The sequence below is a fragment of the Vibrio sp. B183 genome, from assembly GCF_000740665.1.
GTDB classification, from domain to species: domain Bacteria; phylum Pseudomonadota; class Gammaproteobacteria; order Enterobacterales; family Vibrionaceae; genus Vibrio; species Vibrio coralliilyticus.
In genome coordinates this window covers 33,414-55,787 of the sequence record NZ_JPQB01000014.1, presented here as the reverse complement: position 1 = coordinate 55,787, position 22,374 = coordinate 33,414, and the positions used below count along the sequence as shown (strand labels likewise).

Here is a 22,374-nt window from a genome sequence, read left to right as displayed (position 1 = left end):
AAAATAAAGGCGAGGATTATAAGAATCGCTCGCCACAGAGTAAAGGATTAAGCTACTGATAGGTAATGTTTGTATTCCCTGGGTAGTTTTGTCTCAGCAGGCTGGTTTCAAATTCATCGCATGGCATCGGTTTACCGTAAAAGTAGCCCTGACCATATTCACAACCTTCACTAATAATGAAGTCTTCATGTGTTTCACTTTCAATACCTTCAACAGTTACAATTAAATTTAGCTTCTTAGCAACGTGAATGATTGAGCGCACAATCTCTTTGTCTTCTTCACTTTCATCCAGTTGTTGGACAAAGCTTTTGTCCACTTTGATAGCATCAAAGGGAAATTTCTTCAGATAATTGAACGAAGAATAACCAGTTCCGAAGTCATCAAGTGACAATGTCACTCCAAGATTGTTTAATGCAATCAGAGTATTACGAGCCGTGACTTCATCAGCAATCAAACCACTTTCAGTTACTTCCAGTTCCAGAAATTTAGCTGGCAATTGATACGCATTGAGCAAATCTTCAATCTGCTCGATAAAGTGAGGGTTTTTCAACTGGATGGCCGATATGTTGACGGCGATTTTAAAATCGTCAACATACTCGGCCCATTCGGCTGCTTTTTGAATGGCTGCACGTAAAACAAAGCTACCAACTTCAAAAATGAGCCCATTCTGTTCGGCCATATGAATCAGCGTTTCATTAGAGATATCGCCGAGGATAGGGTGGCGCCAACGCAAAAGTGCCTCAGCGCCTGTCCATTTATGCGTAGTTGGTGACACTTTAGGTTGGAAATAGAGCAACAAGTCATCGTTACGAACCGCTTGAAGTAAATAGCTTTCCATCTGATTGATATGTTTCTGTATGTCGGCGATGGCTTGCGAGTAATAGCTAAACTTATGCCCCGAGTCTTTGCATGATTGCATCGCTTCAGAAGCGTATTTAAGTAAGTTTTTGGGGCACAGTGTATCGTTTGTAGTGCTGATACCAATGTACGCATTGAGATGAAGTTTGTCGCCGTCAATATCAAACTCAGATTGACTCACCTCAACCAATTGGTGGCTGATCGAGTTTAGGTCGCGCTCGAGTTGAGACGATTCAAGTAGAAGCACTAGGTCGGTGGAAGTGGGACGAGCGGTCAGAAGTTGATACTGACTTAAATCGCCCAGCCTTTTACTATATTGGACTAAAACTGTCTCCCACGAGCTGTAGCCATATTTCGACTGAATCCTTCGGCCATTTGTAAAGCCGATATGAATGGCCGCGGCTTGTAGCGAAGGACTGACACCTACATCTTTAATGAAGTGTTCCGCTTCGTGTTCAAGAGCGGAGCGATTTAAAAATCCAGTGCCCAAATCGTGTCTCTGCTGATAACGGATCTTTTGTTCAGCGGCACGTCGTTTGTCTATTTCTTGGTTCAAAGAATAGTTGAGGTCGACAAGATCCTGCGTGCGAGTGTGGACTCTGGATTTGAGCTCTAAGTTGAGGTGTTTGAGCTTTTCATTTTGATATAGAGTTTTTAGCTGTGATTCTATGGAGTCACGAAAGCTCTCAATCAGCTGTTGATAAGTTTCGGAAAAATGATTTTCCTTGTTATCAAGTACACAGATTGTGCCGAACGTATCTCCATTCGGCCAGTTGATCGGCACTCCACAATAAGCCAGCATACCAAATTTAATATCTGGATTATCTTGCCATAGAGGGTCGATTTCGGCGTTCGGAACAATGAGTTGGCTCTGTTTATTAACCACGGTTTCACAATACAAGCCTTGCCCCAAGGTTTCTGAGTCACCGACGCGATAAGGGTGTTGCCCGTTGTTGTTTGATGAGTACACTTCGATATGTTTAGGGTAAATACGCATAACTAATGCAGCAGGCACCGACACAATCTCAGCAAGCAGGTCGACAATATTTTGCCAACCACTGGTCATTTCGTCTGGAATGACCAAATTCGAAGTATTTATTTTTGACATACATTTTTTATCCCTGGCAGCTTCGCCTTCTAACCGGGCAATCCTAGCCCTTATGTTAATAATAGTCGCTATTTAGTCGGAAGCAGGAGAAGGGGCATGCTTGGGAGACAACCTTCGTTCTTATTATTAAGAAAGGCAGATGCTACGTTTAAAAAAGCGCCCTGTCAGTAAGGCAGGGCGCTTGTTGCACTAGTGTTTCAAAATTAAGAATCTCTTCAAGAGCATACGGCTAGTTGTTAAAACTCACTCAAATCAACGGGTTTGGTATAGTCAATTTCGCTGAATCCGAATCCGTTAAGTTTTAAGAACTCTGATTTAAAGCCTGAATAGTCACCTAGCTCTTTAAAGTTTTCAGCATTCATAAGTTCAAGAATGTCGATAACTTGTTGCTGGGTATCAGGATTAAGCTCCCAGTCATCCATTCGGATCAAACGTTCACTATCTAGAGGTACCGAATTGTGATTGTAGAGCTTGTCACTGAACAAACGCTGCATTTGCTCGACGCAGCCTTCATGGGTGCCTTTTCGTTTCATTACTTGATACAAAGCGAGAATGTAAGGTGTTAATCCCGGAATAAAGACGCTCGCTTTAGTGACTAGCGCTTTACACACTGTCGCATAAGCACCCCCGTTGAAGTTTGCCATTTTGAGGTTTAAAGCGTGGCTCGTCTGATGCAAGTCGATTTTGGCTCGTCCAAGTGTGCCATCAAGATAGATAGGGTGGGTTGTTTTTGGGCCTATATATGAGAAGGCAATGGTTTTGCATCCTTGAGCGATCGATTCGGAGTTAATGAGAGTGTCTATCCACATCTCCCAGTCTTCGCCTCCCATCACTTTTCGTGTGAACTCTGCTTCTTCTTCCGTAGCAGATGTAAGTGTTGTTTCAATCCATTGGTCGTGTTCGAGGGAAATGGACGCACCTGAAACGCTTTGACCGATAGGTTTAATTGTCGAGCGCCAGACATCTTGGCAATCGGGTTTAAGCCTCATGCCGCTTGCAACACTATAAATAACTAAATCCACTTCGCCTTCAAAATAAGTTTCAATGGCTTCTACAACTTCCGATTTTGTTTGTGGTGAAAAAGCGTCACCTTGAATATTGATTGCTAAACGGCCTTCTTTTTGTGCGTGCTTTTTGAAAAAGGCGTTATTGAAATAGCCTGCAGAACCCACCGACTTCTCAGATGGCTCGCGTTCAAATGAAACCGAAATGGTATCTGCCTCTGCGCCTCCGAACGTCAACGCAATACGTGACGCGAGGCCGAGGCCCGACGAACCACCGATTATGAGTACGCGTTTAGGGCCGTTTTTGATCGGCTTGGCCTGGCTTGCGTATTCAATTTGTTGGAGAACAGATTGCTCGCATCCTAATGGGTGGGCAGAGCGAGCAATCACGCCGTCGATGATTGGTTCAATGATCATGGAAACATCCTTTTCAATACGGAGTTTCGCAACATTAACGTAAAGCTAGGTAAAGTTTATTGAGCTAGACCAATTAGAGGTGATTAATTAGCGCACTGGCAACGAATTCTGCTATCCAAGGTTGAGCGCTTGCTTTTGGATGGAGGCCATCGTCCATCATCCACTCAGGTTTGGTAATGACACCTTCAAGGAAAAATGGCAGTAACGGGACGTCAAGCTGCTTTGCTGTTTCTGGGTAAAGCGCAGAAAATGCCTGAGTGTAGCGTTTCCCGTAGTTAGGTAGCACGTGTATCTGCATCAATAATGGCTCTGACCCAGCGTCACGTACCATACTGATCAGTTGAGTTAGGTTGCTCTGAATCAGGTTTGGTGGGAAGCCTCGTAAGCCATCGTTTGCACCTAACTCAATCAGTACTGAATCAGGTTGATGTTTTTTTAACAATTCAGGCAAACGTGCTAAGCCGTTACCTGTTGTGTCACCCGAAATACTGCCGTTAATGACAGTCAGGTTTTTACCTTTCTTGGACATTACATCAGGTAATAATGTAGGCCATGCTTTTTCAATTGGCATCTGATAGCCTGCACTTAGGCTATCACCTAAAATCAAGAGCTTGGTCGCACTTACTGGGTTAACGAAGAAAAGAACAAATACAAAGGAAAGTAATCGAAACATGCATGCATCCGTAATTAAAGCTGAATCACTATCCAAAGTAGTCTCTACTAATCAGGAACAATTAACAATCCTGGAAAATGTAAATCTTGACATCAAGGAAGGCGAGAGTATCGCCATCGTGGGTACTTCCGGAGCGGGTAAATCGACGTTAATGACCTTGTTAGCGGGTCTCGATACTGCGAGTTCGGGTGACGTGCATTTACTGGGTAAAACGCTGAATACATTGAGTGATGAAGAGCGCGCAGCTATTCGAAGCGAATCCGTTGGTTTTGTATTTCAGAGCTTTTTGTTGATCCCAAGCCTCAGTGCATTAGAAAACGTGACCTTACCTTGCTTATTGAAAGGTGAAAACGAAGATGTAGAGCGTGCTAAAGCCTTGTTAGCATCGGTTGGTTTAGAACATCGAATTCATCATTCGCCATCACAATTGTCTGGTGGTGAGCAGCAGCGCGTGGCTCTTGCCCGTGCATTTATGGTTCAGCCTAAAGTACTGTTCGCCGACGAACCAACCGGTAATTTAGATCAGCAAACAGCAGCCAAAGTGGTAGAACTGCTTTTCGAACTGAATAAACAGCACGGGACGACTTTAGTGTTGGTTACGCATGATATGAAGCTTGCAGAACTGTGTGATCGCCGTGTTCATATTCAGTCGGGACATCTGGAGGAATCGTGATGGGAACGACCAATTCTCCAACCCTAAATCGACGACTCTTTTCTTGGAGTCTAAGTGAAATTAGACATGGTCAGCTCTGGCCAGTTTCCATTGCTTTGACTTTGATCATCGCCTGTATTTTTGCGCTAACGGCCCTCGCAGAACGAATGGAGCAGGTTGTCGTTAAACAGGGAAAGGAGGCATTGACGGCTGACACGGTTTTTGCGACAGCTAATCCAATTCCCGATACGCTCTACAAAGCTACCAATGACGCAGGGCTCGTAACTTCAACTCAAACTCGCTTTGCAACCATGGCGTTTAGCGATCAGAGTATGAAACTAATTACGGTGAAATCCGTCGACAGTGCTTATCCGTTGCGTGGTGAGATGGTGCTGTCAGATGACCAACAAGAGTTCAACACCGTTAAGCCTGGAGAGTTATGGCTTGATGAACGACTTTTCTCTCAATTGGATGTTATCATTGGTGACAGCGTCACTGTTGGTGATGCTGACTTTACCGTTACTGGACGTATTATTGAAGAGCCCGGCTTAAGCTTTAATCCTTTCCAGCAGATGCCCTCAGCATTTATCCATAATTCTGATTTAGACAAGACCGGTGCAGTTCAGTTAGGAAGTCGAGTCCGTTTTAGCCTATTTATTAATGGTGAAGAATCCGACATTGAGCAGATCAAACAGTCAATTGAGCTGACTCCTAGTGACCGATGGCGTGATCAAAATAGTGCTAGTCGAACCAACGAAGTATTTCAGCGCACTGAACAATACCTTTCCTTGACGGTGGCGATTGTTGTCATCATGGCAGCAACTACTTTGGTTTTGACCTGCCAGCATTATGTGGCGACGCGTCGGAAAACGATCTCAATGCTTAAAAGCCTAGGCGCAAGTAAGCGATGGATCAGCCGTTGGCTAGGTATGCAGGTAGTGATCTTGCTAACCAGTGCATCTGTTATCGGAGTCATAATTGGTATCGCGTTAGAATACCTGCTTCGCATACCGCTTGTGGATTTGCTACCCAATCCTCTACCGAGTTATGGGTTGCAACCTGCATTTCTATCTATTATCACCAGTATTCTAATCGCTGTCCCTGCATTGGGTATTCCTCTGCTAAGTCTTTTGAATGTCAGTGCAGTAGATGTTATGCAACCCCAGGCGACAACCAAAAAGGGGCGTAAAACAAGCTGGCTGATATTAGTGCCGATTGTACCAATGCTATTTGTTTATCGAGAAAACACGCTGGTTTGGATCGTTCTAGGGGGCATGATTGCTTTATTTGCTGCGCTTGCAGTCGTGAGCTTAATTGTCACCAGAATGTTGGGTCGTCTTCCGTTGTCGACGTCATTCAAACTTGCACTAAGTCGAATTAACCGCTCGTCGCTTGCTACAGGCATCCAATTCGGCGCGCTGGCGCTGTCGTTAATGTTGTTGGCCGTTATGTTGCTGGTTCGCACCGACTTGTTGTCTGATTGGCAAAAAACGATTCCTGAAAATGCGCCAAACGCGTTTGCTCTGAATATCGCTCCATATGAAAAAGACGCTTATTTGAGTGTGTTAGATGAGCATGAGATAGAGCGCTCAAGAGACTACCCAATTATTCGTGGGCGTTTGACTGAAATTAATGGCATTGATGCGAAAGAACAGGCCCAAGGAGAAGAGGGCAGTGACGTATTGAGACGAGAGATTAACTTTACCTTCGGTACAGAAAACCCGGAACATAACACTATTCTACAAGGAGAATGGTCTGAGAGTAATGGTGTATCTGTTGAATCGGATGTCGCTGAAGACTTTAATCTCAAGCTGGGAGATGAGCTTAAGTTCGTGATCAACAGCCAGGTTGTTACTGCGAAAGTAAATAGCATTCGCCATGTTGAATGGCGTGATATGAAGCCGAACTTTTATTTCATCTTCACACCTGATGTTTTAGAAAGCATCCCTGCGACATATTTAGTGAGCTTCCGGGTAGAAGACCAGCACAATGGGGTGTTGAATGAACTGTCCAGAAGTCATCCTACGGTTAGTTTGATGGATATACGCAGTATGGGTGCAAAAATCCAGGAACTACTCACGCAAATTGTCTGGTCGATTACGGTACTTGCCGCATTAGGCGTGATTGCCGGTGTGTTGTTGATATTCACTTTGTTACGCCTGAGTTTGGGCCAACGACAATCTGAAATTCAGCTCTACCGCACATTGGGCGCAAGTAAAAAGAGAGTAACCAGAACCATTTGGGCCGAATATGGATTAATGGCGCTTGTGGCTGGGTTGATAGCTACAATTGGCGCAGAAGCTGTTGTAGGGGGCATTATGTCATTTGGATTTGATCTTTCTCCCAACCTTCATTTTTCACTCTGGTTTGCACTTCCTTTGGTGACTTTTTGCACACTTGCGCTGGTTGTGAACAGTCTGATAAAACGGCTGCTAGTCCCTATAAATAAAGAGTTTAACTAACTCACCAGTGGCTAAGTTATCCAGTTATCCACAAAAACAGTGGATAAAGTTTGGGATAACTTAGCCTGTAGATAACTCCTTATTTCCTCCGAAGCCAATAAGCATAATGTTTAGAGGATTTTTGTTATTCACAGTGGCAATTTTTCTTCTTTTCACAAGATATGAGTCAAGAGTTTTTTTTCATTTTTTTTACTTGAAATTGTCACATTTATCCCCTTCAAAAAATGTGATTTTCTTGGGCGCACAAACTCAGTAAAATGTGCTGAGAATGAATAAATTAGCAACATAAATGCAGTCTGATAATACTAAAGTTGATACGCCTACTGTCGCTGTAATCGGTGGAGGCATCGCGGGTTCGACCGCAGCCTTGCACTTGGCGGAAATCGGTATAAATGTTGTGTTGCTTGAAAAAGGCAAAACTTTAATCAGTGGCCCACCAATTTGTCATTTACATGCTGGTGGAAATTTGTACAGGGAGATCTCGACCTCTCAGTGCATCGAGCTGTTAAAACAATCCATCGAATCTGTTCGCCTTTATCCACATACCATTAATCGCCGTCCGACCGTAATTGCTGTCCCTTACAGTGATGGTGGTAGCCCTGAAGAGTTGTATGAACGATTAATTACGATACAACGATGCTATCAGGAGTTGGTAGATTCGGATCCAGCGAATGAAGTGTTGGGTAAACCTTGTGACTATTACAAGTTCTATGGCAGAGATGAATTGGAAGAGCTTGCCAGCCGTACTCAACCTGAACACCCCAAACATGTTGACGACTGGATGATCCCTTTCGCGAAATCAGCGGATTTGGAATCTTTGAAGTTTCCGGTTGTGGCCGTTCAGGAACATGGTTGGAGCGTATTTCGTATTGCTGCATCCGCGACGTTAGCGCTTGAGTCAATCAACAACTGCGAGTTGTTAACAGAAACACAGGTTATCGGTCTCGACAATACTGAGACAGGCTGGCGTGTAGAGTGTATGAATGCACAAGGGCAACAATCCGTTTTGGATGTGGACTACTTGATCAATGCTTGTGGATACGAAACAGGAAACATTGACGATTTAGCACAAAAACCGAGAAATCGATTGGTCGAGTTCAAAGCAGCTTATGTCACTCGTTGGGACGAATGTAACGAACTCTGGCCAGAAGTAATTTTCCATGGCCCGAGAGGTACGCCAAAGGGCATGGCGCAGTTAACGCCGTACCCTAATGGTGTATTCCAATTACATGGTATGACGAAAGACATTACCTTATTTGATGACGGTTTGGTTGCTTCCGGTGAGCAATCTTCTCAGCCAACGCTTCCTCTTAGGTTAAGAAGAAAAATTCAACAAGGTTGGGATGAACCTGTTGTATTGGAGCGCACGAGACGCGCTATTGAACACATGGCTAATTTCGTACCGGACTACAAGACCGCTCATGAGTTTGGTACTCCCTTGTTTGGAGCTCAGCAGATTCCTGGATCAGATGAGACCCTTCGAGCGGCAGATGTCACCTTCGAAGGACAACACTATGCAAGGATCGAAGTAGTTAAGGGTTCTTCCGCTCTAGAAGCCGCCACCAAGCTAGTTGAAGAATGGGCGTTATTTGATTACCAAGGGGCATCTATTGAGTCTATGCATCCTGTGAGTATGGCATTGGATCCGAAAGTGATTGAATCCAAAGCGGAGGAATTGGCAAAAATGCGAGATTATCCGCCAGAACTTGCCAACGTTTATGGTCAATAATGAAAAAGCTCCCGAAATTGGGAGCTTTTTCACTAATATCGGTTAGTAGCCAAAGAATCTTGCCCATTGGCACCAAACATCTTGCAGCCCCAATAGATCACCTCTGACAAAGCGAACTTTCTGTCCTGGCTTGGCTTGAGCGAGTCTGGGAAGGTCAATGCGCGCAACGCAACCAATCTTGGGGTAGCCTCCAATCGTTTGTCTGTCATTAAGTAGAATGATGGGTTCCCCATTAGGCGGGATCTGAATCGCGCCAAGTGCAATGCCTTCGCTGAGATATTCTTTGCTAGGCGGGCTGATTTTCGCATCACATAGTCGATAGCCCATCCGGTCTACCAACTGACTGACAGTAAATTCCTGTTTGTAGAGGGAGTTTATTGCATCTTGTGAAAAATCACCCACTTGATAGCCTTCAATAACGCGTAGCTCAAGCGGTAAGTTGTAGTCTGGCTTATAACGGAAAGTCATTTGCAGTGATTTTTCCCTCACCTCATGAGGCTCGAAACCAATGACTTCACCTGCTTGTACTGGCTGGCCTGACTGAGTGCCCCCGAGTTGATCTCTAGTGACGGTGGCGCAGCTACCAAGTTGAGTTTTAACTTTAAAACCGCCTTTTACGGCGAGATAACTCCTTAACCCGTTCTTTGGCAAAGAAAAGGTCAGAGTTTGCCCCTGGCGTGCAACAAACGTAGACCAATTTTCAATCGCTACACCGTCAAGGCGGGCATTAAGGTCTCCACCAGTGATGGCCATTTCGCATTTTGAGTGAATGAGAAATTCGGCCTGACCAAGAGTAATCTCTAAGGAAGGACAATTAGTGGTATTGCCCAAAAGGTGATTCGCCCAGCTGTAGGCATAGTCATCGACAGGGCCACCTTGTGTAATACCAAAGTGAGCCAATCCGAATCGCCCAAAATCTTGGATGAGCGTTTGCTGGCCGGGTTTAATTACAGTAATTGCATTGCTATTCATCACTGCCACCCCTTGGCGATACGTCCGCCTAAACGAAGAAACTCATCACCGGAAATTGGTTTAAAACGAACTTTGGTGCCAATAGAGAAGGGCAATATTGGCGAGCTGTCTGGTGTGTAGAGATTTACTGGACAGTTACCAATAATATTCCAGCCACCGGGAGACTCTGCGGGGTAGATAGCTGTATTGGAATTGGCGATACCGACACTGCCTTTTGGCAACTTAACTCTTGGTGAAGACTTTCTAGGTAAGCGCAGTGATTCATTTACCGAAGTTAAAAACGCAAAGCCTGGTGCAAAACCAATGGCTCCTACCGTGTATTCCTGAGTGCAATGCAGTTCAATCACATCGTTGAGCTTTAGCCCTTGATCGTAGTAATAAGCTAAATCTGGGCCGACATCGTCATGATAATAGATGGGCAGTTCGATGTGTTGTGAGTCAGTATCATCAGGAAGCGCTTTAATGGCTTCTGTTACCAGTTTTTCCAAATAAGGCACAAATTCGAATATTGAGACTCGATGAGGCAGGTAGTCAATCAGGATTGAATCAAACGAAGGGGTCACGTTCATTATCATGGCCCCAAGTTGATTACTCAGATACTGACTTATCTCTCCAATTAAGAGAGATAGCTTGTGGCTTGGTTCTGCCTCAAAATGGATGAGTATTGAACATTCAGCAACGGGATCTACAGATGTTTCGATATTCACTCATGATCTCCTTAGGCTAAAGGACGTTTCGTATTTTCTGAATCATTTTAATCGCGTGCTCGTTGTCGCCGTGAACACAAATCGTGTCAGCTTCAATAGGGATTAAAAAGCCGTCAATGGTTCTCACCTTTCCGTAGTGCACAATCTGTTTGATTTGATCGAGTATATCTTCTTCTTTATGCAATACGGCACCAGGCATTGAACGCGGAGACAATGAACCATTTGATAGATAGGCGCGATCGGCAAATGCTTCGAATAGAACAGGAAGTTCATACTTGTCAGCAATATCCAAATGTTTTTCGCTATCATTAATGGCCAGCATCATTAGCGGTACATCAAAACACGATACAGCATCTGCAACAGCATCAAATATTGAGATATCTCGCATCATGTCGTTGTATAGAGCACCATGTGGCTTAACGTAGCCGATTTGCGCGTTATGGCTTTCTGCTAAGGATTTAAGCGCGCCTACCTGGTAGATAAGCATGTTGGTGATTTCTTCTGTAGCCATCGGAATGGAACGTCGACCAAAGCCTTGTAAATCTGGGTAGCTCGGATGAGCACCTATTTGAGTGTCATGCTCAATTGCCAGTTTAATCGTATTGGACATAATCTGAGGATCGGAGGCGTGAAACCCGCAAGCAATGTTTGCCATGTCTACCCAAGGCATGACCGCTTCATCGTCGCCCATACGCCAAGAGCCAAAGCTTTCACCCATATCGCAATTCAGTGTAATAGAACGCTTTGTCATTGAATCCATTCCAACATTCATCTATTGAGTCAACATGTTATAAAAATAACAAACAATCAATGATCTATTTCATTATTTTGCCAACGCTAAGCCTATTTATTGCTTTTATTGTAAGCATCTTGTTCTTATGGTTCGCTTAAGGTGTCTAGGAACGGAATTAGCGGTTTGATTCTCATTAGTAAGCTATGTTTTAACATGAAGATTCGTTAGTATTTGCACCAAATTTATCAGAAGGTTAGGGATATGAACGTACTGGTTACAGGCGGTATGGGCTACATAGGCAGCCATACATGTATACAAATGATCGAAGCAGGGATGACACCTGTAATTTTCGACAACCTATACAACAGTAAAAAGAGTGTTCTCAAAAGAGTAGAACAAGTCACAGGTGTGGCGCCATCCTTCATCGAAGGGGATATTCGTGACAAGCAGGCGCTTGTAGCGGTAATGAAAGCGCATCAGATCAACGCTGTGATTCACTTTGCTGGTTTAAAAGCTGTAGGTGAGTCAGTAGAGAAGCCACTCGAATATTACGATAATAACGTTAATGGTACGTTGGTACTCGTCGATGCTATGCGTGAAGTTGGCGTCAAGTCTATTGTCTTTTCATCTTCCGCTACTGTTTATGGTGACCCTGCAAGTGTGCCAATTACTGAAGATTTCCCTACCAGCGCGACGAACCCATATGGTCGTAGTAAGTTAATGGTGGAAGAGTGCCTGACGGATTTTCAGAAAGCGAACCCAGACTGGAGCGTTACGCTACTTCGATATTTCAACCCAGTAGGCTCACATCCATCAGGTCATTTAGGTGAAGATCCTCAGGGTATCCCAAATAACCTAATGCCTTTTGTTTCTCAGGTAGCGGTTGGTCGACGTGAATGTTTGTCTGTATTTGGTGATGATTACCCAACTAAAGACGGGACGGGAGTTCGTGATTACATTCACGTGATGGACCTCGCAGATGGCCACGTAGCGGCGCTAAAGAAAGTCGGTCAGAAAGAGGGTTTGCATGTCTACAACTTAGGTACTGGTAACGGTTACAGTGTCCTAGATATGGTTAAAGCCTTTGAGTTGGCATCTGGTAAGCAGGTGCCTTATCAAATCGTCGAACGTCGACCTGGTGATATCGCTGAATGTTGGGCAGACCCTTCCAAAGCAATGCGTGATTTGGAGTGGAAAGCAGATCGTACATTGGAAGAAATGACCACTGATACGTGGCGTTGGCAGTCCAATAATCCTCAAGGGTATCCAGACGCATAACTTATCGTTACAAAGAAGAAAGCCACCGCAAGCGGTGGCTTTTTTACGCATTATACAAAATAGGCAAAATTGACAATGCGGATGAGGTTAATCCACCTCTTTATCTTTGCCCAGCGAGAGTAGCCAGACAGAGATTGCGGCGACAACGGCAAAGCCAGACAAGATAATAAAAGGCATCGCGCCGTAGCCCAAGATATGCCAGATAACTGATTCTAAAGTACTCATGTATTAGTGCTCCTATTGCCAGCCTTCAACGCCATGCATGTCAGGAAGTTTGTGAGCAATGCCTTTATGACAGTCTACACAAGTTTTTTCACCTGAAGCCAGAGCTGTTGAGTGTTGTTTAGCACTACGTGCGCCTTGTTCTGAAAAATCCATATATTCGAACTCGTGGCAGTTTCGACACTCTAAAGAGTCATTCTTTTTGAATCGAGCCCATTCCCGTTCGGCCAAGTGAGCTCGGCGTTCTTTGAATTTTTCTGGAGTATCAATAGTTCTCAGCACGTAATGTGCAAACAGCTCTTTAGATGCCTGTACTTTACGAACGATCTTGTCTGTCCACTCATGTGGAACGTGACAGTCTGAACAAATAGCTCGCACACCAGAGCGATTAGAGTAGTGAATCGTTTCTTGAATTTCTGCGACAATAGGGGCATGACAACCAGAACAAAATTCCTCTGTGTTGGTTGCTTCCATACCCGTGTTAAATGCGCCCCAAAACAGAAGGCCACCAGCAAAGCCCATAAATAAAACGACACCAACGGCTGTTTTACTTGGGGATGCTAGTCTCTTCCAAAACGCTTTCAATAATTTCATAGATAGCCTCTTACTTACTCACGTAGTACTTACTTAAGTGAATCAACACTCTTGAAGTCGTTCTCAATTAAAGGCTGAGCATTTGCTTGAGGAACATGACATTGAAGACAGAAGTAACGACGAGGAGACATATCCGCCAGAACTGCATCTTCACGGTTTACATAGTGAGTTACACTAATCTTCGTTGCACCCATCTCTTTGGCATTCTTCCAGCTATGGCATGAAAGACATTTATTTGCGTTCAATGAGACTTCGTAACCACGAATGTTATGAGGAATCAAAGGTGGTTGATAAACATAGCTGCTATCAAGCGCCTGTTCGCGAGGATATTTCTTGAAATCATCAGCAGGGCGAGTCGCTTCTAGTTCACTAACACCGCGTAGTGATTCAAGACCACCAATACCACCTGGGTTTTCAAGTTCAGCTACTGCAAAACCGCTGGCTAAAGCACCAACAGATAACAGTGCAATAAGTAATTTTTTCATCTTACATTCTCCGCCTTTTGGCTAAATTCTTATCTGCGGTCGCCCATAAGAGCGACCGACGCTTTCTGGTTTATGCAACTTTGGTGATCTTGACAGGACACTTCTTGAAGTCGGTCTGTTTAGACAGAGGGTCCGTCGCGTCAAGGATCAATTTGTTGATCAGGATGCGTGCATCAAAGAATGGTACGAATACCAAGCCTTTAGGTGGGCGGTTACGACCACGTGTTTCAACACGAACACGTACTTCACCGCGTTTGTTGGCGATAAGCACCTCTTCGCCTCGACGTACACCGCGAGCTTTTGCATCTTCAGGGTGCATGTAGCACACGGCATCAGGAACAGCTTTGTAAAGCTCTGGAACGCGGCGTGTCATCGTTCCTGTGTGCCAGTGCTCAAGTACACGGCCCGTACATAGCCAGAGGTCGAACTCTGAATCTGGCACTTCTGGTGGCGCTTCGTATGGAGCAGAAATAATCAGTGCTTTACCATCGGGTTTACCATAGAAGTCCCAGCCACTTCCTGCTTTCGCATAAGGATCTGAACCTTCTTTGTAGCGCCAAAGTGTCTCTTTGCCATCAACAACAGGCCAGCGTAAACCGCGAACTTGGTGATAAACATCATACGGTGCTAGATCGTGTCCGTGTCCTCGACCAAAGGCGGCATACTCTTCGAATAGGCCTTTTTGTACGTAATAGCCGAAGTGGTGAGCATCGTCGTTCAACTCACGAGCTTCTTCAATAGGGAATTTATTGATTACGCCGTTAGCAAACAGCATGTCGTACATGGTTTTTCCACGGTATTGCGGTGCTTTTGCTAGTTGCTCTTCCGTCCACACTTCTTCCATCTTGAAGCGTTTTGAGAATTCCATCACCTGCCAAAGGTCAGACTTCGCTTCGCCGACGGTTTCCACTTGCTGGTACCAAGCTTGTGTACGACGCTCTGCGTTACCATAAGCACCTTCTTTTTCAATCCACATTGCTGTTGGAAGAACAAGGTCTGCTGCTTGTGCTGTTGCTGTTGGGTATGGGTCAGAGCAAACGATGAAGTTTTCTGGGTTACGGTAGCCCGGTAAACGCTCACCGTTGATGTTCGGACCTGCTTGCATGTTGTTGTTACACATTACCCAGTAAGCATTAAGTTTGCCGTCGCGAAGCATGCGGTCTTGAACGACTGCGTGATAGCCCGGTTTAGGGGGAATTACGCCATCTGGAATGTTCCAGATACCTTCTGCAATCTTACGGTGCTTAGGATTTGCAACCACCATGTCTGCAGGTAGACGGTGTGCAAAAGTACCCACTTCACGTGCTGTACCACACGCTGAAGGTTGGCCTGTTAGAGAGAATGGGCTATTACCTGGTGTTGCGATCTTACCGGTTAGAAGGTGAATATTGTAAATCAGACTGTTCATCCAAACACCACGAGTATGTTGGTTCATACCCATAGTCCACAAAGACATTACTTTAGTGTCTGGATCCGCATATTGTTTCGCTAACTCAATCAGTTTCTCTTCAGAAACACCTGACATTTCAGAAGCTTTTTCTGCCGTATATGGCGCTACAGACTTTTTGTACTCTTCAAATGAAATTGAAGACATTTTGCCTGAGTTCGGATTAGCAGCCGCCATCTGCAGTGGATCATCATCACGCAGACCGTAGCCAATGTCGGTCGCAGCCTGTTTGAAATTGGTGTGCTTGTTAACAAAATCCCAGTTAACCGCATCAGTTTCAATGATGTAGTTTGCGATAAAGTTAGCAATAGCCAGATCAGATTGTGGCTCGAAAATGTAACCTTTGTCTGCTAGCTCAAAAGAACGGTGATAGTACGTAGACAGTACATTCACTTTAACATGTGGGTGGCTTAGACGACGGTCAGTGATACGAGTCCATAAAACAGGGTGCATTTCTGCCATGTTTGAACCCCAAAGAACGAAAGAGTCTGCGTTCTCGAAGTCATCGTAACAGCCCATAGGCTCATCAATACCAAATGTACGCATAAACGCACCAACAGCAGAAGCCATACAGTGACGTGCGTTTGGATCGATATTGTTTGAACGGAAACCGGCTTTCATCATCTTAGCGGCAGCGTAGCCTTCCATTACAGTCCACTGACCGGAACCGAACATGCCAACACCAGAAGGGCCTTGTTTTTTCAGTGCTTCTTTCCATTTTTCGGCCATGACATCGAATGCTACATCCCACGAAACTGGAGCGAAGTCACCATCCTTATGGAACTTACCATCTTTCATACGAAGTAACGGCTGAGTCAGACGGTCTTGTCCGTACATGATCTTCGATAAGAAGTAACCCTTGATACAGTTAAGGCCTTTGTTAACAGGCGCTTCTGGGTCACCTTGAGTGGCTACCACTTTGCCGTTTTGTGTACCTACAAGAACGGAACAGCCAGTACCACAGAAACGACAAGGTGCTTTGTCCCATGTGATTTTTGTTTGGTCTGAGCTAGCAATCAGGTTGGTAGCAGAAGCTGGTAGAGTGATACCTGCGACCGCTGCTGCTGATGCTGCTGCGTTTGCTTTCACAAACGCACGTCTTGTCATCTTCATACTTCACCCTCGGTTTGGGAATATTGAGTTCCAGTGTTTTTATTTTTTGATTCGTCTTCTTCCAGCTCAGTCTCGATTTGGTGATAAACCAGTACTGTGCTCAAAACGTTCGGTAAGTTGTTAATAGCTTCGATGGTGTCAGTAATGAATCCCTGGTTTTCGGTTTCCAGAACCACGACAATTTTGCCTTCCGGACTATCACCGTAGATCTCGGCATTACTGAATGCTTCAATCTGAGACTTAATCTCAGTCAGGTGCTCAGGTGACACGTGTACCACTAAGCTAGAAATATGCACTTCGTTAAGTGACATAGATATCTTCCGTTCTTATTAAAAATTGCTCACATTGATGGATGAAGTAGGGCACACAGAGACACATGCGCCACAGCCGTTACACTCATCAAGGTTTAAAATGGGTTGTGCTACTTTGCCAACTTCTAATTTGAATGTGATTGCCATGGGCTCGCACATATCGCCACAAGTACGGCAATCAACGTTTTGTTTTGCTAAACAGCCCTCGTTAATAGTAGCTTTCGCTCCCCAAGGTTGCTCAGTTTTTGGGTTAAACAAGGGTTCAGGACAAGCGTCTGCACATTGATAACAAAAGGTGCATTCATCGACAGAAAAATCGACTTGAGGAAAACCGCCATCCCCTTTGACTATGATTTGAGTTTCGCAAGCGTCTACGCACTTGCCACATCTAGTGCACTGGTCAGTGAAAAAAGCAGGCTGCGATAGCCAAGGCAGATACAGTTCGTTATCTTCCAGCTTCTTTCTTGAGAAAAAACGTCTTTTTGAAAGGTCGACCACTACACTACCTAAAGTTGATGAAACCTAAACTAACCATAGCTCACATTTCTTATTAATAATTTGTCATTTAACCTCACACAAATTGTAGTTTTTGACATATTTGTATAAATACCCCTTAGGGGTTAAATAGAGGTGCTTCTTGTTTTAGATCAATAAATTCCGGAACATTTGATCAGATATTGTCTTCGTCAATATATAAAACTATAAATAGTGATATGGCGCCAAAAGGCGTGTGCAGGAGAGTGAGTGTTTAAAAGTGTGAAGAAATCGGTGACGAGTACGATTGCGAAAGCGATGGTGCTCATTTTGTCGTTATCGATAGCAACAACTAGCTTTGCGATCATTACCTTAGCGTCGAGTTTAAATGACGCGGAAGCAGTGAACGTTGCAGGTTCAATGCGTATGCAAAGTTACCGGCTAGCGCACGACATTCAGATCATGTCAGTCGACTATGCGGCGCATATAGAGATGTTTGAGCGCTCGATATACTCACCTTCCATGAAAGCGCTTCAGAGCTGGACAGTTCCTGAAGACATAACGCACGACTATTACCGTTTGATTATCCGATGGCATGAACTCAAGGAAGTACTCGGTAGTCATGACAGAGAACGATATCTCATTCTTGTAGCAGGTTTTGTTAATCAAATTGACGCCTTTGTGTTTAAACTGCAAAGCTTCTCTGAACAAAAGTTGATCAAGCTGGCTTGGGCTGGCGGTATGGGCTTAGGTGGGATACTGATTGTCAGCATTTTTGTCGTTCATTACATCCGCAAGCAAATCGTTAAGCCTCTTAATGCCCTGGTGACGGCAAGCGAGCAGATACAGTCTCGCTCATTTGATGTATCTCTCAATGTCTCGAGCGATAACGAAATGGGTATTCTGACCCGTACTTTTAATAATATGGCTGCGGATCTCGGTAAGCTTTACCGTGGTCTTGAACATGCAGTCAATGAGAAAACCCAGAAACTTCAACATGCTAATGATTCCCTTCAGGTTCTTTATAACTCTTCTCAGGAGTTAACCGCATCAAGGATCACCCAAGAAAACTTTGAAGCGATACTCCAGCACCTTGCTAGTCTTGAAGGTATAAAGGCAGTCAGATTAGAGATAAGAGAAAAAGGTGAGAAAACCCTGACTCTCACTGAAGGTGAGGAATGTTCAGACTGTGATTCAGACTGCCAGCGGAAAACATTATCCCTTGATGGCCAAGAGCTTGGCACCTTGTATTGGAAGGTCGTTCTTCCGTGTCCTGATCCTGCGTTGATTGATAACTTTGTCCAGATAATTTCTCGCGCTATTTACTATAATCAAGCCCAGAGACAAGCTGAACAATTATTGCTGATGGAAGAAAGGGCGACGATAGCGCGCGAATTGCATGATTCACTGGCTCAAGCACTGTCGTATTTAAAAATTCAGGTTTCTCTGCTAAAGCGTGGTATGAGTAAATTACCAGAGTCAGCACAACTTGAAAAAACACAGCCGATCTTGTTGGAACTCGATACTGGTCTTTCTTCCGCGTACACTCAGCTCAGAGAGCTGTTGACGACGTTCAGACTGACAATCAGAGAGGGTAGCTTCGGCAACGCTTTGCAAGAGATGACGGAGCAACTGGGAGAACAAACGGAATCAAATATCGTCCTGATTAACGAACTTTCATCAATTGAATTAGATGCAAACCAACAAGTGCACTTGTTGCAATTAATCCGTGAAGCAACCATCAATGCAATTAAGCATGCGCAAGCTTCAACGATAGAAATTAGATGCTGCGAGAGCGACACCGCCGTTACCGTGTCAGTGAAAGATAATGGTGTGGGTTTTGACAAGGGTGTTGAAAAAGTAAACCACTACGGTTTGAACATTATGCAGGAGCGAGCTTCGCGTCTGAATGGCCAGTTACAAGTGATAACTGCTTTACATTCTGGCTGTGAAATTTTATTAGAATATCCAAAGATTAAGGAACATAACATTGACAGAGTGTAGAGTATTGCTGGTGGATGACCATCCACTAATGAGAAGAGGTATTAATCAGCTATTAAGCTTTGAAGATGAGTTCACTGTAGTCGCTGAATCCAGCAATGGTACGGATGCAGTCGCACAAAACCACGAACATAAGCCTGACTTAATCTTACTGGATCTCAATATGAAAGGCATGTCCGGGCTAGATACTCTCAATGCTCTGCGCGCTGACGAATGTGACGCTACCATTGTTATCCTGACAGTCTCTGATAGCCCTGGTGATATTGAAGCTATCGTCAAGGCGGGTGCGGATGGTTACCTACTCAAAGACACTGAGCCTGATGAGCTGGTCGAGCTGTTGAAATCTTCGTTACAAGGTAACAAAGCATATAGCAAAGAAGTCGCTAAATACTTGGCTGAAAGAGAAAACATAAGTGATGTGTTTGACGACCTTACCGATCGCGAAATGCAGATTTTGAGAGAGGTCGCGAAGGGCTATCGGAACAAACAAATCGCGGATAGCTTGTTCATTTCTGAATCTACAGTGAAGGTTCACATGAAGAGCTTGCTAAAAAAACTTAAGGTTCCATCGCGTACCGCTGCAACTGTTTTGTATCTTGAGCGTTACGGCGAAATAAAATAATTGGTTTTAGAAAGTATCAAAAAAGGCGCTCAACGAGCGCCCTTACTATTTTTGTCTAGGTTATGCTGACATTGGAACTAAGACTAACGTTCCTAAAATAACCGTGATTAAGCCACATAGAACGGGTACTGATGTACGTTTTACCACTTCAAATGGGCTGATTTTACCCATACCTGATGTCGCAACTACCACACCAGACACAGGTGAAACAGTGCGGCCCAAGTTTGAAGCCTGAAGCATCGGAATGATCAAAAAGGCCGGGTTTAACCCCATTTTTGCCGCTAGAGCAGGTGCCAACTCTACAAACGCATAGAAAGGCGCGTTACCCGAGCCGGTCGCGATTGCTGCCGCAACAGTTAAACCTGTTAGTATAAGCATGAGCGCAATACCACCAGCCCCCGCTGTTTCAGCAAGATGAAGCAGGTTATCAATTGCTCCAATAGACATCAGACCTTGGGCGAATACACCAGCCGCAACTAACAGCATTACCACGCCCTTAAATGCATCAGCCATTCCTTGATAGCAAGACTCTAAGTCCTCTAGCGTCTCTTTGCCTTTGAATCGTTTAGTGACAAAGTCGACAAGTGCGCCAATGAAAATCGACAAAACAACAATGGTATAGATGTCCAGTTTCAGGCCTGGAATGGTGCGTCCATTGAACAGAAAAACGCCAATGATAGGTAGAAACGGCAATACTGCGTAATACGCTGGGGAATTAACTTCGATTTCAGAAACGTCAACGCGTTCCATTGGTGAGTTGTCTTTCTTATCCAGATATTTGTTCCAAAAGAATGCCGCCGCGGCCATGACTATAATGGCACAAATAGACACTGGTAGAACGGTTTGAACAGCAAACACATCCAAATCCAATCCTGACTTTTCTGCAGCAATAACTACATCGCCCGAAGTTGGGGAAAGAATGATCGCGGCTGGGGACGCACACACCGCTACCGCTGCTGGGCGTGAGATACCCATTGCGGTCATCATTGGGAATAGAGTTGCCATCAACAGAACGCCCAAACCAGTGGCAGAACTTACTGCTAGTGACATGAGACACGCAACGATATAAGCCGCAACCAGCAGAACGTAAGGTGATTTGATGACAGAAAGAGGCTTAGAAAATTGTTTAACAACGACGTTATTAGCACCGATATGTGTCATGTAAGACGCAAAACCACAAAGCAACATGATTTGCATACCCAAACCGCCACCACGATATTGGAGCATGTATTTCACGTACTCCAGGGCGTCTGTAAACATATTGCCAGTCGAGGTTATTTTTGATGGTAGAACCGTGTGGCCAATGAGGCCTGTAAGAATAAGTAGTAAAACACCTGCTGTTAAAAGTACACCCGCAGGTTTGTAACCTTTAACAATGAAATAGCCGACCGCCACAGTGACGACTAACCCAATGAAGAGCTCCAGCATAGATATCACCTTAAGATATGAAAATTATATAAAAACTGTTTCAAACTATGACAAGGAATGTACATAAAACTATGCTGTAGCACGAGTGCTAGTTAAACTTCTGATGATCTAGAACAATAAATGGATTGACTCATTAAAATTGGCGAATAATGTTGTAATGGATTGATGTTTTAGATGTTATTAATAGTTTGAAAGACATATGAGGATGTTTAAAAATGATAGAAATATCAAATGCTGGGTTTACCTATCTTTCGTCAAAGAAATCTTTGTTACGAATATATTTGGTCATCAAGTGGTATGAAAACGGACGAATTAGCCAGGATCCGATTGATCGGCCCAGTCGCATCAACGTCGGTGTGTTCTCATAAATACGACCATTATAGAGCCAAAGCACTTTGCCGACATGCCAGTAAAACAAAGGTAACGGAGGGAGAAAAGTCACGATATCGAGATCGCAGCAAATACGATACGTTTTATGACTGAGCTTATAGTGACTTTTAAATCCATACCCACCAATAGATGGTTGACCAAAGGTGACGACGCGTTTGATGGATTTTGGAAACTGTTTCTCAAACGCATCCGCAAGCACACATCCTATCGCTCCTCCTGAAGAATGACCGGTAAAGGTTAGACGTTTTCCCTGCTCAATGAGCGGGACTAGGACAGAAGAGAGTTGCTCATAAACGCTAGCACCAAGCTTGTCATTCTTATGCAGTGGGAGACTCTCTTGAAATATCAGGTAGTGGTAGCCCGCGTGAATGGCGTAGTTGAGATTAAGTTGCTTGCACCTTCGTTTCCACAACGCAAGGTTGAGTATCCAGTCCCAAGGATTGTGGGAACCTTTGATAACCACAATGACTTCTTCGCTGTCGTTGGACCAGAGCACGCGCATCATAGGTTTTCCAAATCGATTGGCAATAACGCGTTGTCCGTTAGGTGCAAAACCATATCGTGTCTGTTTGAGGACTCTAGAGTACGCCAGATTGCATAAAACGGCGTAACGTTCATATTGATAACGTTTTAGTTTCTTCACACTTAGCTCACGCACCGAATCATTGTTTGAGTATGGTCGAAGAACGTGAAA

The 22,374-nt window shown here is 44.4% G+C and carries 20 protein-coding genes; 6 read left to right on the top strand and 14 right to left on the bottom strand.

Translation table 11 applies throughout. From position 1 onward, the window contains the following. Positions 1-52: 52 nt before the first annotated feature. The 3 genes from IX95_RS14965 to tesA form a co-directional block, all read right to left on the bottom strand. Positions 53-1,966, bottom strand: a complete 1,914-nt coding sequence (locus IX95_RS14965) for a sensor domain-containing phosphodiesterase (RefSeq protein ID WP_038161399.1) — start codon at positions 1,964-1,966, stop codon at positions 53-55. A 236-nt stretch (positions 1,967-2,202) separates the two neighbouring features. Continuing rightward, complete coding sequence (fabV, locus tag IX95_RS14960; protein ID WP_038161397.1) at positions 2,203-3,387, bottom strand: enoyl-ACP reductase FabV; 1,185 nt, start codon at positions 3,385-3,387, stop codon at positions 2,203-2,205. A gap of 73 nt (positions 3,388-3,460) precedes the next feature. Beyond that, a complete protein-coding gene (gene tesA, locus IX95_RS14955) occupies positions 3,461-4,060 on the bottom strand; it encodes a multifunctional acyl-CoA thioesterase I/protease I/lysophospholipase L1 (RefSeq protein ID WP_038161396.1) in 600 nt (199 codons plus the stop codon). On the opposite strand from tesA, the gene IX95_RS14950 reads away from it, so the two are divergent. The 3 genes from IX95_RS14950 to IX95_RS14940 all read left to right on the top strand — a co-directional run bounded on the left by IX95_RS14950 (position 4,059) and on the right by IX95_RS14940 (position 8,903). Then, positions 4,059-4,733 carry an ABC transporter ATP-binding protein gene (locus IX95_RS14950; protein ID WP_038161394.1) on the top strand — a complete coding sequence of 225 codons (675 nt, stop codon included), beginning with the start codon at positions 4,059-4,061 and terminating at the stop codon, positions 4,731-4,733. The two genes, tesA and IX95_RS14950, sit on opposite strands and share 2 nt — an antisense overlap. Next, positions 4,733-7,174 carry an ABC transporter permease gene (locus tag IX95_RS14945; protein WP_038161392.1) on the top strand — a complete coding sequence of 814 codons (2,442 nt, stop codon included), beginning with the start codon at positions 4,733-4,735 and terminating at the stop codon, positions 7,172-7,174. Before IX95_RS14950 ends, IX95_RS14945 begins: the two co-directional genes overlap by 1 nt. A 289-nt stretch (positions 7,175-7,463) precedes the next feature. Further along, positions 7,464-8,903 (top strand): FAD-dependent oxidoreductase, encoded by a 1,440-nt coding sequence (locus tag IX95_RS14940; protein WP_038161389.1) that lies wholly within the window; start codon positions 7,464-7,466, stop codon positions 8,901-8,903. A gap of 42 nt (positions 8,904-8,945) precedes the next feature. On the opposite strand, the gene IX95_RS14935 is transcribed toward IX95_RS14940, so the two are convergent. The 3 genes from IX95_RS14935 to IX95_RS14925 are packed head-to-tail and all read right to left on the bottom strand — an operon-like array spanning position 8,946 to position 11,333. After that, positions 8,946-9,875 (bottom strand): biotin-dependent carboxyltransferase family protein, encoded by a 930-nt coding sequence (locus IX95_RS14935; RefSeq protein ID WP_038161386.1) that lies wholly within the window; start codon positions 9,873-9,875, stop codon positions 8,946-8,948. Next, entirely contained in the window at positions 9,875-10,582 is a 708-nt protein-coding gene (locus IX95_RS14930; RefSeq protein WP_038161383.1) for a 5-oxoprolinase subunit B family protein, read from the bottom strand. Before IX95_RS14930 ends, IX95_RS14935 begins: the two co-directional genes overlap by 1 nt. A gap of 16 nt (positions 10,583-10,598) precedes the next feature. Then, on the bottom strand, positions 10,599-11,333 hold the full coding sequence (locus tag IX95_RS14925) for a 5-oxoprolinase subunit PxpA (protein WP_038161380.1): 735 nt from the start codon (positions 11,331-11,333) through the stop codon (positions 10,599-10,601). A 243-nt stretch (positions 11,334-11,576) separates the two neighbouring features. On the opposite strand from IX95_RS14925, the gene galE reads away from it, so the two are divergent. Then, positions 11,577-12,593: a UDP-glucose 4-epimerase GalE gene (galE, locus tag IX95_RS14920; protein ID WP_038161378.1), complete on the top strand. Its 1,017-nt coding sequence runs from the start codon at positions 11,577-11,579 to the stop codon at positions 12,591-12,593. Positions 12,594-12,680: 87 nt separating this feature from the next. Here the strand turns inward: galE and IX95_RS25925 are convergent, their stop codons facing one another. The 6 genes from IX95_RS25925 to napF form a co-directional block, all read right to left on the bottom strand. Then, complete coding sequence (locus IX95_RS25925; RefSeq protein WP_006961048.1) at positions 12,681-12,818, bottom strand: TIGR02808 family protein; 138 nt, start codon at positions 12,816-12,818, stop codon at positions 12,681-12,683. A gap of 12 nt (positions 12,819-12,830) precedes the next feature. Beyond that, positions 12,831-13,409 (bottom strand): NapC/NirT family cytochrome c, encoded by a 579-nt coding sequence (locus IX95_RS14915; RefSeq protein ID WP_006961047.1) that lies wholly within the window; start codon positions 13,407-13,409, stop codon positions 12,831-12,833. Between the two features lie 29 nt (positions 13,410-13,438). Next, on the bottom strand, positions 13,439-13,894 hold the full coding sequence (locus IX95_RS14910) for a nitrate reductase cytochrome c-type subunit (RefSeq protein ID WP_038161376.1): 456 nt from the start codon (positions 13,892-13,894) through the stop codon (positions 13,439-13,441). Between the two features lie 70 nt (positions 13,895-13,964). After that, positions 13,965-16,454 (bottom strand): periplasmic nitrate reductase subunit alpha, encoded by a 2,490-nt coding sequence (napA, locus tag IX95_RS14905; protein ID WP_038161374.1) that lies wholly within the window; start codon positions 16,452-16,454, stop codon positions 13,965-13,967. Further along, positions 16,451-16,765, bottom strand: a complete 315-nt coding sequence (locus tag IX95_RS14900; RefSeq protein WP_006961044.1) for a chaperone NapD — start codon at positions 16,763-16,765, stop codon at positions 16,451-16,453. The genes napA and IX95_RS14900 overlap by 4 nt, the downstream gene beginning before the upstream one ends. A gap of 18 nt (positions 16,766-16,783) precedes the next feature. After that, positions 16,784-17,263, bottom strand: coding sequence for a ferredoxin-type protein NapF (gene napF, locus IX95_RS14895; protein ID WP_006961043.1), 480 nt, complete (start codon positions 17,261-17,263; stop codon positions 16,784-16,786). Positions 17,264-17,509: 246 nt separating this feature from the next. On the opposite strand from napF, the gene narQ reads away from it, so the two are divergent. After that, a complete protein-coding gene (gene narQ / locus IX95_RS14890) occupies positions 17,510-19,243 on the top strand; it encodes a nitrate/nitrite two-component system sensor histidine kinase NarQ (RefSeq protein ID WP_038161372.1) in 1,734 nt (577 codons plus the stop codon). Then, positions 19,230-19,862, top strand: a complete 633-nt coding sequence (locus IX95_RS14885; protein WP_006961041.1) for a response regulator — start codon at positions 19,230-19,232, stop codon at positions 19,860-19,862. The genes narQ and IX95_RS14885 overlap by 14 nt, the downstream gene beginning before the upstream one ends. 60 nt (positions 19,863-19,922) lie before the next feature. On the opposite strand, the gene dcuC is transcribed toward IX95_RS14885, so the two are convergent. Beyond that, entirely contained in the window at positions 19,923-21,290 is a 1,368-nt protein-coding gene (dcuC, locus tag IX95_RS14880) for an anaerobic C4-dicarboxylate transporter DcuC (protein ID WP_019276629.1), read from the bottom strand. Positions 21,291-21,534: 244 nt separating this feature from the next. Then, positions 21,535-22,323, bottom strand: coding sequence for a lipase family protein (locus IX95_RS14875; protein ID WP_031342936.1), 789 nt, complete (start codon positions 22,321-22,323; stop codon positions 21,535-21,537). Positions 22,324-22,374 lie beyond the last annotated feature (51 nt).

Excerpts from the sequence above, each read along its gene's own strand:
- IX95_RS14965 (WP_038161399.1), bottom strand. The coding sequence starts at position 1,966 with ATGTCAAAAATAAATACTTCGAATTTGGTCATTCCAGACGAAATGACC.
- fabV (WP_038161397.1), bottom strand. The coding sequence starts at position 3,387 with ATGATCATTGAACCAATCATCGACGGCGTGATTGCTCGCTCTGCCCAC.
- IX95_RS14950 (WP_038161394.1), top strand. The coding sequence starts at position 4,059 with ATGCATGCATCCGTAATTAAAGCTGAATCACTATCCAAAGTAGTCTCT.
- tesA (WP_038161396.1), bottom strand. The coding sequence starts at position 4,060 with ATGTTTCGATTACTTTCCTTTGTATTTGTTCTTTTCTTCGTTAACCCA.
- IX95_RS14945 (WP_038161392.1), top strand. The coding sequence starts at position 4,733 with ATGGGAACGACCAATTCTCCAACCCTAAATCGACGACTCTTTTCTTGG.
- IX95_RS14940 (WP_038161389.1), top strand. The coding sequence starts at position 7,464 with ATGCAGTCTGATAATACTAAAGTTGATACGCCTACTGTCGCTGTAATC.
- IX95_RS14935 (WP_038161386.1), bottom strand. The coding sequence starts at position 9,875 with ATGAATAGCAATGCAATTACTGTAATTAAACCCGGCCAGCAAACGCTC.
- IX95_RS14925 (WP_038161380.1), bottom strand. The coding sequence starts at position 11,333 with ATGACAAAGCGTTCTATTACACTGAATTGCGATATGGGTGAAAGCTTT.
- galE (WP_038161378.1), top strand. The coding sequence starts at position 11,577 with ATGAACGTACTGGTTACAGGCGGTATGGGCTACATAGGCAGCCATACA.
- IX95_RS25925 (WP_006961048.1), bottom strand. The coding sequence starts at position 12,818 with ATGAGTACTTTAGAATCAGTTATCTGGCATATCTTGGGCTACGGCGCG.
- IX95_RS14915 (WP_006961047.1), bottom strand. The coding sequence starts at position 13,409 with ATGAAATTATTGAAAGCGTTTTGGAAGAGACTAGCATCCCCAAGTAAA.
- IX95_RS14910 (WP_038161376.1), bottom strand. The coding sequence starts at position 13,894 with ATGAAAAAATTACTTATTGCACTGTTATCTGTTGGTGCTTTAGCCAGC.
- napA (WP_038161374.1), bottom strand. The coding sequence starts at position 16,454 with ATGAAGATGACAAGACGTGCGTTTGTGAAAGCAAACGCAGCAGCATCA.
- IX95_RS14900 (WP_006961044.1), bottom strand. The coding sequence starts at position 16,765 with ATGTCACTTAACGAAGTGCATATTTCTAGCTTAGTGGTACACGTGTCA.
- dcuC (WP_019276629.1), bottom strand. The coding sequence starts at position 21,290 with ATGCTGGAGCTCTTCATTGGGTTAGTCGTCACTGTGGCGGTCGGCTAT.